The following is an 11,772-nucleotide window of genomic DNA, read 5'->3' as shown; positions in this document are numbered from 1 at the left end:
GCCCTTGAGCAATCGGAGCACAGCCTCCTTCTTCCGCTTCGCCGAGAACCGACCGCGCTCCGCCGTCCTGTCCTGCTTCTGTTGCTTCTTCACATCCACCTCGCGAGGGGGAGGTTATTCCCCCAGATAGGTGTCTCAAGAAATCCTGGGGCGGAGGACTCCTTCCCTTGTTGCAAAGCAAGGACGAGATCATCCGGTCCTTCGTCGCGACACATGCCCTGGAGTTCGCACCCGAGTATGGCGAGCCCGTCCTTCTTTGGCTCGCGGCTCGGCCGGGGCCCAACAGGACCCCTGCAAAGTACGCGCTCAAGGCCTGGCGCGAAGGCACGCTCGAGTTCCCCTGATCAGGTTCCGGCCGCGTGGGGAACGGGCTCCTGGTCCGCATCCAGGAAGACCTGCCGTGCGGCGTCCACCGTGTTGCGCAGATACTGAAGGTAGCTGGCCGAGCCCCCGATGCTGGCACCCGGATCCTGGCGCTGGAGTTCCTCGAAGAAGCGCTCTCCATACCGGTCCAGTGTGAGCCGGAGGACCGCGAGCCGGAGCACCGCGGCCGTCTCACTGGAGTCCCGCGAAAGCAAAGCCAGCGCCTGGATGTGGTGGCGCACGTCCAGGTGTCCCGCGAGGGAGACCGCAGCCACCCACTCGTTCGCGCACTGCTCCGGATTTTCTTCCGCGACGAGCGGCGCGTAGTGCGTCCACGCGTCTCCACAGAGTGGATCCAACTGGAGGGCTTCGCGAAGGCCCGCCTTTCGTGCCTCGGGCTCGGAGAGCCGTGAGGCCTCGGCGGCGCGCATGGAGGCCCGCCGCACTTGACGGTGTCCCTCGCCAAAGTCCTGCTGGAGCAGGGGCGTGATGTAGTGGCGCAACACGCGGGCCGCGTCCAACCGGCTGTTTCCGTCAAACCACTGCGCATAGAGTCGCGACGCCGTGTCGAAACTTCGCAGCGCGAAGTGCGCGTCCGCGAGCAGCGCCGTGGCGAGCGGATCATTACCTCGCTCCACGAGCTGCTCGGCACATGCCCGGGCCTGCCGACGACAGCCACGCGCGAGCAGGGCGCGTACCTGGTCGTGCGGCTTGAGGCCCGATGCGAGCGGGGACGTTCGTTGGCGGAGCGTCATTCGGACTTCAACGCGACATCCACGGCCTCCCGGATGAGCGGCCGGGCAAGCTCACGAACATGTGCGGACAGCCGTTCCTCGCTCGCCGGATCCAGGGCCTGACACGCGGTGGGGAAGGCCAACTCCAGATCCACCCGGACATCCAGCTCCACCTCGCTCAACACGGCCTCGGCATCATCGCGCCCGCACTTCGAGAGGGCACTGGAGATCCGCGCGGGATTCACCAGACGTGAGGACCAGTCCTGCAGCTCCGCGAAGGACAGCCGCTGGTGGGCATCCCATGCCGTGCTCTCGTCGAAGCGGGCCTCGTTGAACTCCTCGATCTTCCGCTTGAAGGCGACGCGCTGCCCCGGTGACACGGGCTGCTCACTCTTGATGACGAGCCCCTCCGCATGGTTGTCGGCCAGCGGGGGCAGGCCCAGCATCGCCGGGAGCCGCGTCAGCGCTCGCGTGGGCGCGGCTTCCATCTGCGCCCGGGTTCCTCGCGCCACGAGGGGAGGGACGAGCACCCCGGCGGCCCTCGCGGCCGTCTCCACGTCGCGATGCGAGAGCATCACCCCTTCGTCCTCGTCCGACCGGGCCACGAGGATATCGAACAGCACCCAGTGAAGGCCCGGCGCGTACCAGATGCCCGTCTGGACCGGCATCATTCCAGGCACGGCCGGGACCTCCGGGTGGGGATAGCGGCCTCCCAACAGCTCTCCGTACAGGTAGACGCGCGCGCCGGTGAGCCCCAGCGTCCGGACCGCCTCCAGCGCCGCGTTGCTCAAGGACAGGCGCAACAGCTGCCATCCAAAGAAGGAATCTCCCTCCTCGAGCCAGGCCTTGCGCTTGCCAAAGTGCACCGCCCCGTCCTGCACGCCCAGGACGAGCTGCGCGCCATGGAGCTTCTCCAGTGCCACCCAGCTCCCGGAAGGACTGGCCTGCCCCCGTGCATCACCCGCGGAGGACATCTTCAGGAAGGGTCGGAAGCGCATGGCCTCAGTTTCCGCCGAGGTCCCCCAGATTCAAACCGTAGGGATCCGTCGTCGTCCGCCTCGGTGCCGGCTCCGGCGTACCAGGCGCCAGCGGGGCCACGCGGATCAGCCCCGCGGCCCTCAGCCGCTCCACGGACCGTGACGCGGCCAACTCACCCATCGCCGCCGTGCGCAACGCCTGACGGATGCTCCGGCTGCCCCTCAGCTTGGAATAGAGATACAGGTCGTCCGCCGTCAGATCCGCCGGGGCAGGGCGGGGAATGGGCTCGAACACCAGCCTCCCGTCCAACGCGAACAGCGCGTCACTCAACGCCAGCGTCAGCCCCACCTCCGCCTCGCGGTACAGCGCGTGCGCCTCCGGCACCGGCCCCCGCTCCAGCACCTGTGCCGCCAACGCCACCGCCAGGTCGTACTTGCGCGACGACAGGAACGCGCGCACCAGCGCCAGCAGCTCCGTGAACTCCGTGGACTCGCCCACCGTGAGGCCCGTCGCTCGGTGCGGCGCCAGCGCTCCCCGCCGGTACAGGTGCAGCACCCAGCGCGCCGCGAACAACGGGGCCTCCCTCGCGCTCGCCAGCAGTTCGCCCAACGTCGCGCCTCCGGCCGCCAGATCCAGGAGCACGTCCTCCTCCTCGGAGAACGTCTCCACCGCGAACTCGCGGAACACCCGGAACGTGGTGTCCAGGCGCGGGAAGATGTCCCGGAACTGCGCCCACTCCTGCACCCTCGCCACCGCGTCCCGGTGCAGCGTGCTCAATGGCAGCCGCAGGCCCACCGCCCGCCCGGACAGGGGCAGCCCCGGCGTGAACTCCACCTCGCCCGACTCCCAGGCGTAGCAGTCGAACAGCGCCTCGCGCGCCTTGTGCTCCATGGCCTCCGTCAGCTGCGACAGCTCCACGAAGCAGCGCTGCACCAGGAACGTGCCGTAGGGCAGGTTCGCCCCTTCCGCCGCCTCGAACGCCGCCGCCGCCCGGGGCGCGTCCAGGATGCGCAGGTTCACCAGCACCTGCGCCAGATGCTCCCTCGGATCCGTGGAGGCCACCCCCACCAGGTGCCCGTCCCGCAGGTAGAACTCCCGGCGCACCGCGCCCCGCTCCACCCGCAGCGTCCCCTCCACTCCAGGAGTCGCGAACAACGGAGGCAACACCAACTGGAGCCGGTAGCTGGCCAGGTTTCCTGTGAACGCTTCCATCCGTGGGCGCCCTCCAAGGCACGTCGCATGCTGCGCCGGCCGCCAGGGTACCTGGGAGACTTGAGCCCTCTCAACCCCCTGAAACTGCTGGTCTTTTCCTGCCCGGACGAAATGTTCCAGAAATGCCGGGCGCGCGAGTGTCAGGCATTGGAATGGCTCACCTGTCCCAACGGAAGGTTGCAGCATGACGGCGGGTGTGCGAACGAGCCGTGTCCTCCACCCGTCATTGGGAGCACGAATCGCGATGCGGATTCTCTCAGGCGTCCAGTCGTCCGGAAAGCTGCACATCGGCAACTATTACGGGGCGATGCGGCAGTTCGTGCAGCTCCAGGACCAGGGCGAGGCCTACTACTTCATCGCCAACTACCACGCGCTCACCACCGTCCGGGACCCGAAGCTCGCGCTGGAGCTGACGCGCGACGCGGCGCTCACGTACCTGTCGCTGGGCCTGGATCCGAAGAAGGCCGTCCTCTTCCGCCAGAGCGACGTGAAGGAGGTGCTGGAGCTCAACTGGATCCTCGGCACCGTGGTGCCCCAGGCCCACCTGGAGCGCGCCCACAGCTACAAGGACAAGGTCGCCCGCGGCATCAGCGCGGACTTCGGCCTCTACGCGTACCCCGTCCTCATGTCCGCGGACATCCTGCTCTACAGCGCGGATCAGGTGCCGGTGGGCAAGGATCAGATCCAACACATCGAGTTCGCACGCGACTGGGCCGTGAAGTTCAACACCCAGTACGTCCCCGGCTACGACCCGGCGGATCCAGAAGGGAAGGAGCGGGGCCACGCGCCCGGCATCCTCAAGCTTCCTGCCGCCTTCGTGCAGGAGAACGCCGCCACCGTGCCCGGCATCGACGGACAGAAGATGTCCAAGTCCTACGGCAACACGCTGGAGCTGTTCGGCGAGGAGAAGGACATCAAGAAGCGCATCATGTCCATCAAGACGGACTCCACGCCCGTGGACGCGCCCAAGCCCACCGTGGACGCGCCGCTGTATGACCTCCTCAAGTTGATGCTCCCGCCCGGCGAGTTCTCCGACGTGGACGCGTCCTGGAAGGCCGGCGGCAAGGGCTACGGCGACTTCAAGAAGAAGCTCCTGGAGGCCTTCCACGTCACCTTCGGCCCCGCCCGCCAGCGCCGGCAGGAGCTGCTCAACGACCCCGGGGAACTGGAGCGCATCCTCGCGGACGGCGCCAACCGCGCCCGGGCGGAAGCCACCCGCCTGATGGACCAGGTGAGGCGGGCAGTGGGAATCCCCTGAACGCCCGTTCCTGTTCAAATGTTTGACCCCCCTGGGAGGCATTGCTAAGGAGGTCTGTCCCCCCGGCGCGCGTAAAGGCCGGAAATTCGGACCCTTACGCATGACGAAGTTCCCATCCCCCCAGAAGGACGCCGGCCGGTGAGCGAAGGTCGCAAGCCCCCACCGCCGGACGACCTCCCGCCGGACCCCGACGGGGAGGGATTGCCGCGCACGCCCGGAGACGCCTTCCGGGTGGCGCTGCCCAACTTCGAAGGTCCCCTGGACCTGCTGCTCCATCTCATCAAGGAGCACCGGGTTGACATCTTCGACATCCCGCTGGCGCTGATTACCGGCAAGTACCTCGAGTACCTGGAGCGGATGCGGGAGCTGAACCTGGACATCGCCGGGGAGTTCCTGGTGATGGCCTCCACGCTCGCCCACCTCAAGAGCCGCATGCTCCTGCCCCGGCAGGACGCGGCCCAGGTGCCGGAAGGGGCGGACGCGCTCGCGGCGGTGGAGGAGGCGCAGGACCCTCGCGCGGAGCTGGTGCGCCGACTGTTGGAGTACCAGAAGTACAAGGACGCCGCGGAGCACCTGGCCAAGCAGGACATCCTGGACCGGGACGTGTTCGCCCGGAAGGTGCCCGTGGAGGCGGTCCCCATCCCCGAGGACGAGGTGGGGCTCCAGGAGATCTCCGTCCTGAAGCTGGTGGAGGCGCTCGACCGGGTGCTCGAGCGGCTGACGCCCAAGGTGCAGCACGAGGTGGTGCTGGAGCGCGTCAGCCTGTCCGAGGCCATCCTCCGGTTGGCGGAGCGCGTGAAGAAGGACGGGCAGGTGGTGTTCGAGGCGCTGTTCACGGAGGCGGCCACGCGCCAGGAGGTGGTCATCACCTTCATCGCCATGCTGGAGATGGTGAAGCGCCGCCTCATCAAGGTCTTCCAGGAGGAGCCCCTGGGCCCCATCCAGGTGACGCCCAACGGGGACGCGCTGGAAAAGCTCATCCCCACGGAGGTCGACGAGAGTGACTACCGGTAACGGTCCCGACGACGGTGACGAGACGCCCGCCCCCGGCACGCCCGGCGGCCCCGGACAGTTCTCCGAGGAGGAGATCGCCGCGGTCACCGGCCCTGGCCCGGACGACGCGGAGCTGGACGGGGTGGAGGCGGCCGCCATCGAGGAGGACTCGGACGACACCGAGAACGTCCCGGACCTCCAGTCCTCCTTCGAGAAGCTGCTCGCCAAGAGCCGCAACCTCTCCCCGGACCGCATCCGCACGGTGCTGGAGAGCGTGCTCTTCGTCGCCGAGCGCCCCCTGTCCGTGGACGAGCTCTACCAGGCCACCGGCATCCCGAGGGATCCCATCCTCCAGGCGCTGGATCAGCTCTCCGGCATCCACCGCGAGGGCATCAGCGGCGTCGTCCTCTACGAGGTGGCGGGCGGGTGGCAGTTCCGCACGGACCCCCACTCCGCGGAGTACGTCCGGCGCTACCTCCGGGTGAAACCGCAGCGGCTCACCCGCGCGGCGGTGGAGACGCTGGCCATCATCGCGTACCGCCAGCCCGTCACCCGGCCGGAGCTGGAGGACATCCGCGGCGTGGACTGCGGCGCGGTGCTCAAGGCGCTGATGGACCGCAAGCTGGTGAAAATCCTGGGCAAGCGGGAAGAAGTCGGCCGCCCCATTCTTTATGGAACCACGCGCGAGTTCCTGGAGTTCTTCGCGCTGAAGGACCTCTCCGCGCTGCCCACGCTCCGGGAATTCCATGAGTTGACCCAGGAGCACCGGGAAATCGTGGAGAAGGAGGCGGCTCCGCCGGTACCGGTGGCGTCGGGGACGGTGGCGGCGCTGTCGGACCCGGGGTTCACGAAGCGGATGGAGAAGAACGAGGCGGCCAGCGAGGCAGCCTTGGAGGAACTGGAGGAGGCCATGGCGGCCGCGGAGCGGAGCCAGAAGGTCAGCGCCAGCATCCTGGAAAGCCCCCCTTCGCCCGAGAAGGGTGATAGCGAGGGCCCCAAGCCCGAGTGATGGGCGGCAACTGGAAGAAGGCACGGAATGGCGGCGGAACGTTTGCAGAAGTACCTGGCTCGCGCGGGAGTTGCTTCGCGCCGGCACGCGGAAGAACTCATCACCTCCGGTCGCGTCGGAGTGAACAACGAGACGGTGACGGAGCTGGGCAGCCGGGTGGAGCCCGGAGTGGACCTGGTGACCGTCGATGGGAAGCTCGTCACGCCGCCGGAAGAGTCGTCCTACTACCTGCTGTACAAGCCCGTGGGCGTCGTGACGACGCTGTCGGATCCGCAGGGCCGGCCCACGGTGGCCAGCTATGTGGAGGAGACGGGCCGCCGCCTGTTCCCCGTGGGACGTCTGGACTACGACGCCGAAGGGGCGCTGCTCTTCACGGATGACGGCGCGCTGGCGCACAAGCTCACGCACCCGAGCTTCCAGGTGCCGCGCACGTACCTGGCGAAGGTGAAGGGCGTGCCGGACTTCCCCACGCTGGAGAAGCTGCGCGGTGGCGTGCGGCTGGAAGACGGCATGGCCACGCCGGTGTCCGTGGACATCTTCGAGAAGGCCGAGCGCAACACCTGGCTGAAGATCGTCGTGGCGGAAGGTCGTCCGCACCTCATCAAGCGCCTGTGCGCGGCGGTGGGGCACCCGGTGGTGCGCCTGTTCCGTCCGAACTACGCGGGCGTGGGCGTGGAAGGGCTGCGCCCTGGCGAGCTGCGGCCGCTGAAGGTCGCGGAAGTGCTGCAGCTCACGGAGGTGGCGGAAGGCCGTGCGCAGCCGGCGTCCTCGGACCTGAAGCTGCCGCCGCGCCGTCACGGGCGTTCGGCGCCGGGCTTCGGCGGGGCGGAGGACGACGACATCGAGCTGTCGATGGACGACGACGCACCGGCCGCGCCGCGCAAGACGGAGCGTGCGGCGAAGAAGGCTCCGACGGGGCCCAAGACTCGCGAGGCGCGTCCGGAGCGCAAGGAGTGGAAGGGCGTGCAGGACGGAGGCACGCGTCCGCCGAAGTTCGCGAAGCGCGGGGCGACGCTGGAGACGGACAACGACGCGGATCTGGATGACGTGCCGACGTTCGACGACGACGGTGACGAGGCGGAGTCGGACGCCGCCGAGGGAGCCATCTACGGCAAGGCCGCGCGAGGCGCGGGCCGTACCGGCAAGCCCGAGGGTGAGCGTGCCCCCCGTGGCGCCGCGCGGTTCGGCAAGCCGGCCGGTGCGGGTCGTTCCGAGGGTGATGCGCCGCGCGGTGGTAGCCGGTTCGGCAAGCCGGCGCGCGGTGGTGACGAGGGCGGTGCTCCGCGCGGTCGCAGCTTCGGCAAGCCGGCCGGTGCGGGCCGTGGCGGTGACGAGGGCGGTGCTCCGCGCGGTCGCAGCTTCGGCAAGCCCGCCGGTGCGGGCCGTTCCGAGGGCGGTGCCCCTCGCGGTCGCAGCTTCGGTGACGAGGGTGGAGCTCCTCGCGGTCGCAGCTTCGGCAAGCCCGCGGGTCGCTTCGGTGACGAGGGCGGCGCGCCTCGCGGTCGCAGCTTCGGCAAGCCCGCCGGTGCGGGTCGTGGCGGTGACGAAGCTCCTCGCGGTCGCAGCTTCGGCAAGCCCGCGGGCCGCTTCGGTGACGAGGGTGGTGCTCCTCGTGGCCGCAGCTTCGGCAAGCCTGCTGGCCGTTTCGGTGACGAGGGCGGCGCTCCTCGCGGTCGCAGCTTCGGCAAGCCTGCCGGTGCGGGCCGTGGCGGTGACGAGGCTCCTCGCGGGCGCAGCTTCGGCAAGCCTGCTGGCCGTTTCGGTGACGAGGGCGGTGCGCCTCGCGGCCGCAGCTTCGGCAAGCCGGCCGGTGCGGGTCGGGGTGGTGACGAAGCTCCTCGTGGTCGCAGCTTCGGCAAGCCCGCAGGCCGTTTCGGTGACGAGGGCGGTGCTCCTCGCGGTCGCAGCTTCGGCAAGCCCGCCGGCCGCTTCGGTGCGGAGGGCGGCGCTCCTCGTGGTCGCAGCTTCGGCAAGCCTGCCGGTGCGGGTCGTTCCGAGGGCGGTGCCCCTCGCGGTCGTAGCTTCGGTGACGAGGGCGGCGCTCCTCGTGGCCGCAGCTTCGGCAAGCCCGCCGGCCGCTTCGGTGCAGAGGGCGGCGCTCCTCGTGGTCGCAGCTTCGGCAAGCCTGCCGGTGCGGGCCGTGGCGGTGACGAGCGCGCCCCGCGCGGTCGCTCCTTCGGAGACGAGGGCGGCGCTCCTCGTGGCCGCAGCTTCGGCAAGCCCGCCGGTGGTGGCCGTTTCGGTCGTGAAGAGGGCGGCGCTCCTCGTGGCCGCAGCTTCGGCAAGCCCGCCGGTGCCGGTCGCTCCGAGGGCGGTGCTCCTCGTGGCCGCAGCTTCGGCAAGCCCGCCGGCCGCTTCGGCGCGGAGGGCGGTGCTCCTCGCGGTGGTGCCCGCTTCGGCAAGCCCGCCGGTGCAGGCGGTGCTGCTCGCGGAGACCGTCCCGAGCGTCGCGAGTGGAAGCCCCGGGGTGAAGACTCCGGCAGCCGGTCTCGCGGCGGCGGTGAGTCCTCGTCCAGCGGCACTGGCGAGCGCATCGTCCGCGCGGGCGTGAGGAAGGCCCCCCCGGGCGAGCGTGGAGGGGCAGGCCGTCCGCCCCCTCGTGGTGGCCGCTCCCGCTAGAACACCCCTCCTCCTGGGTCGCTCCGTCGGTGGGCGGCCCGGGAGGGCGTTGATATAACCGCCGCCTACCTCCAGCGTCCGCCGCTCCGGGAGAACGATGCGAATCCGCGTGCGACCCCTCTTCCTCGCCCTGACCCTCCTCGTCGGGTGCAACGGCAACCGGGATCAGCTCCTCGCGGAGATCCAGGACCCCCGTCCCGAAACCCGCGCTGCCGCCGTAAGGAAGCTGGCCGAGCAGAACAACGCGGACGACCTGGTCCTCTTCACCCGGGCCGCCAAGGACCTCTCCGCCTTCGTCCGCGGTGAAGCCGCCAGCGCGCTCGGGGAGAGCCAGGACCCGCGCGTCGTGGATCTGCTCGGAGAGCTCCTGGAGGATCCAGACGAGGCCGTTCAGGGCCAGGCCGCCCTGGCGCTCGCCAAGGTGAAGAACGACAAGGCCAAGGCGTACCTCACGCTCCAGTACGGACGGCGGGGCCGCGCCACGCGCCAGGTCATCGTCCAGGCCCTCAAGAGCACCAACGTCCCTGGCGCCATGGCCTCCGTCGTCGCCGCCGAATCCAAGGGCCTCTGGGACCGCAACCTCCTGGCCCTGACCGAAGGCGTGCTCCCGGAACGCGTGGGCGCCGCGGAGGAGCTGGGCAAGAGCGGCCGCCCGGAGGCGGTGAGCCGGCTGCTCCCCATGGTGCGTGACAGCCAGGTCATCCTCGCCGCCGCCGCCGTGCGTGGGCTGGGTGACGCGGGCGACACCCGCGCGGTGGCCCCCATCGCGCTGCTCCTCGACGAGAGCTTCCCGGAGCTTCGTGAGTCCGCCATCAGCGCGCTGATGAAGCTTCAGGATCCGACGGCCGCGACGAAGCTCCAGGCGGTGGCGGTGGAGAAGAGCGCGGTGAGCCCGCTGGCCACCGACGCCATCCTGACCTTCCCGCGCACGCCCGCGACGGACGCCGCGCTGTGCGCCATCGCGCTCGACGGCGCCCGGGATGAGGCCCTCGACGCCGCCCGCGCCATGCGTTCGCGAGGCGGCTGCCCGGCGGACCCCATCGCGGACCGGCTGTCGCGCCCCGCCTCCGCGGCTTCAGGGCTCCAGGCGGTGACGGGCCTGGGCCCGGCGGCGCAGGCGCTGCTGCCCAAGGTGACGCCGTGGCTCAACCAGCCGGACGTCGGGCTGCGCACGCTCGCGGTGGAGGCGGTGACGCACGTGGGCGATGCCTCCGTGGTGCCCGTCATCCAGAAACTCTACGAGCAGGAGGTCGCCGGGCTCGCGGCGCTGCGCGCGGACTGGATCCCGCAGGCGCTGCCACGGAAGTACGCCGCGGACCTGGATCCGTCGGCCCCGCGTGCGGAGGTGGCGAAGGCGAAGGAAGACAACCGGTCGTCCAAGCACGCGCAGCTCTTCGAGCGGCTCCAGGCGCTCAACGCGGCCCGCGCCAAGGAGGCCGGGCGCGTGGTGGTGCCTCCGCGAGTCCCCTCGGAGCTGAGCGACGACGTGGAGCCCGCGAAGCTGCAGCCGCTGGCCACGCTGCTCACCGCGCTGGGTGCGCTCAAGGCGCCCGGAGCGCTGGAGATCCTCAAGGGCTACACGGACGACGCGAGCCCGGTGCTGCGCGCGGCGGCGCTGGTAGGACTCGCGTCCGTGGGGCCGGAAGGCATCGAGGTGACCCGCACGGCGCTGCTGGAGCCCGACCGCGAGCTGCAGAAGACGCTGGCGCTGGCGCTGGCGGAGCAGGGTGAGGCCGGGCAGCTCGCCCTGGTGGCGTCGCTGCCGAAGATGGGCAGCGAGAAGCTGGTGGTCCTGGATGCGCTGACGCGCGTGGGACCGCCGCCGGCGTCCGCGTCCGAGGCGTTGCAGGGCGTGGTGAAGGAGGGTGGGGCGGAGGCGGCGCTCGCGGCGCAGCTCCTGGGGCGGATGGGCGCGAAGGACGCGGTGCCCACGCTGCTCAAGGCGCTGGACGACTCCAACAGCGTGGCCCGGCGCGACGTGCTGCTGGCGCTGGGAGTCATGGGCGACGCGAAGTCCGCGGAGGTGGTGGGGCGGGACCTGTACCACGACCTGCCGGAGATCCGGGCCGCGGCGGCCACGGCGCTGCGCAAGATGAACACGGGCGCGCAGGCCGAGCCGCTGGACGCGCTGAAGGGCGACTACTTCCGCGAGGTCCGCGTCGCGGCGGGGGCCTCGATGACGAAGGAAGGCACGGCGGCTGGCGGGGCGCGGTGAATGGAGTCGCGCGCGCTCAAGGACAAGGCGACGGAGGCCTTCGGCAAGGGCCGCTTCGCCAAGGCCGCCGAGCTGTACGAGGACTACTGCCAGGCGGAGCCGAAGGATCACCAGAGCCGCTTGCGCATGGGGGATGCGTGGTCCAAGGCCGGTCAGCGTGACCGCGCCGTCTCCGCGTACCAGTCCGCGGCGGAGGGCTTCGCGAAGGAGGGCTTCCTCCCGCGCGCCATAGCCGCGAGCAAGCTGATCCTCGAACTGGATCCGTCCCACCAGGGCGTGCAGCAGATGCTCGCGGACCTGTACGCGCGAAGGGGCACGCCGGCCACCTCCAGGGCGAAGCCGAAGGACGCCGCGCCCCCATCCACCCCTGCGAGCCTCATCACCCCTCGGG

At 70.4% G+C, this 11,772-nt stretch carries 9 protein-coding genes; 6 read left to right on the top strand and 3 right to left on the bottom strand.

The window, feature by feature from the left end; genetic code table 11:
- Window positions 1-344: 344 nt before the first annotated feature.
- From D7V77_RS35805 to D7V77_RS35795, 3 genes are read right to left on the bottom strand one after another with little or no spacing between them, the layout of a single operon-like run.
- Complete coding sequence (locus tag D7V77_RS35805; RefSeq protein WP_120580756.1) at window positions 345-1,118, bottom strand: hypothetical protein; 774 nt, start codon at window positions 1,116-1,118, stop codon at window positions 345-347.
- The gene (locus tag D7V77_RS35800; RefSeq protein WP_120580755.1) at window positions 1,115-2,095 is read right to left on the bottom strand and encodes an RNA ligase family protein; all 981 of its coding nucleotides are present in this window, start codon (window positions 2,093-2,095) and stop codon (window positions 1,115-1,117) included. The genes D7V77_RS35805 and D7V77_RS35800 overlap by 4 nt, the downstream gene beginning before the upstream one ends.
- Before the next feature lie 4 nt (window positions 2,096-2,099).
- On the bottom strand, window positions 2,100-3,287 hold the full coding sequence (locus D7V77_RS35795) for a DUF4388 domain-containing protein (RefSeq protein ID WP_120580754.1): 1,188 nt from the start codon (window positions 3,285-3,287) through the stop codon (window positions 2,100-2,102).
- A gap of 244 nt (window positions 3,288-3,531) precedes the next feature.
- On the opposite strand from D7V77_RS35795, the gene trpS reads away from it, so the two are divergent.
- The 6 genes from trpS to D7V77_RS35765 form a co-directional block, all read left to right on the top strand.
- Complete coding sequence (gene trpS / locus D7V77_RS35790; RefSeq protein WP_120580753.1) at window positions 3,532-4,545, top strand: tryptophan--tRNA ligase; 1,014 nt, start codon at window positions 3,532-3,534, stop codon at window positions 4,543-4,545.
- A gap of 138 nt (window positions 4,546-4,683) precedes the next feature.
- Complete coding sequence (locus D7V77_RS35785; RefSeq protein ID WP_120580752.1) at window positions 4,684-5,559, top strand: ScpA family protein; 876 nt, start codon at window positions 4,684-4,686, stop codon at window positions 5,557-5,559.
- Window positions 5,546-6,547: an SMC-Scp complex subunit ScpB gene (gene scpB, locus D7V77_RS35780; protein ID WP_120580751.1), complete on the top strand. Its 1,002-nt coding sequence runs from the start codon at window positions 5,546-5,548 to the stop codon at window positions 6,545-6,547. Before D7V77_RS35785 ends, scpB begins: the two co-directional genes overlap by 14 nt.
- A 27-nt stretch (window positions 6,548-6,574) precedes the next feature.
- Entirely contained in the window at window positions 6,575-9,166 is a 2,592-nt protein-coding gene (locus tag D7V77_RS35775; protein ID WP_120580750.1) for a pseudouridine synthase, read from the top strand.
- 97 nt (window positions 9,167-9,263) lie between these two features.
- The gene (locus D7V77_RS46070) at window positions 9,264-11,381 is read left to right on the top strand and encodes a HEAT repeat domain-containing protein (protein WP_120580749.1); all 2,118 of its coding nucleotides are present in this window, start codon (window positions 9,264-9,266) and stop codon (window positions 11,379-11,381) included.
- Window positions 11,382-11,772, top strand: a 391-nt coding sequence (locus tag D7V77_RS35765) for a tetratricopeptide repeat protein (RefSeq protein ID WP_368666226.1), incomplete at its 3' end; no start/stop codon positions are given.

The sequence above is a fragment of the Corallococcus sp. CA041A genome (genome assembly GCF_003612075.1).
GTDB classification, from domain to species: domain Bacteria; phylum Myxococcota; class Myxococcia; order Myxococcales; family Myxococcaceae; genus Corallococcus; species Corallococcus exiguus.
Note: the sequence above shows the minus strand (reverse complement) of the source record. Positions and strands in the feature narration are given on the sequence as shown.

Coding starts and splice junctions, on each gene's coding strand:
- D7V77_RS35805 (WP_120580756.1), bottom strand. CDS start 1,118: ATGACGCTCCGCCAACGAACGTCCCCGCTCGCATCGGGCCTCAAGCCG.
- trpS (WP_120580753.1), top strand. CDS start 3,532: ATGCGGATTCTCTCAGGCGTCCAGTCGTCCGGAAAGCTGCACATCGGC.
- D7V77_RS35800 (WP_120580755.1), bottom strand. CDS start 2,095: ATGCGCTTCCGACCCTTCCTGAAGATGTCCTCCGCGGGTGATGCACGG.
- D7V77_RS46070 (WP_120580749.1), top strand. CDS start 9,264: ATGCGAATCCGCGTGCGACCCCTCTTCCTCGCCCTGACCCTCCTCGTC.
- D7V77_RS35775 (WP_120580750.1), top strand. CDS start 6,575: ATGGCGGCGGAACGTTTGCAGAAGTACCTGGCTCGCGCGGGAGTTGCT.
- D7V77_RS35795 (WP_120580754.1), bottom strand. CDS start 3,287: ATGGAAGCGTTCACAGGAAACCTGGCCAGCTACCGGCTCCAGTTGGTG.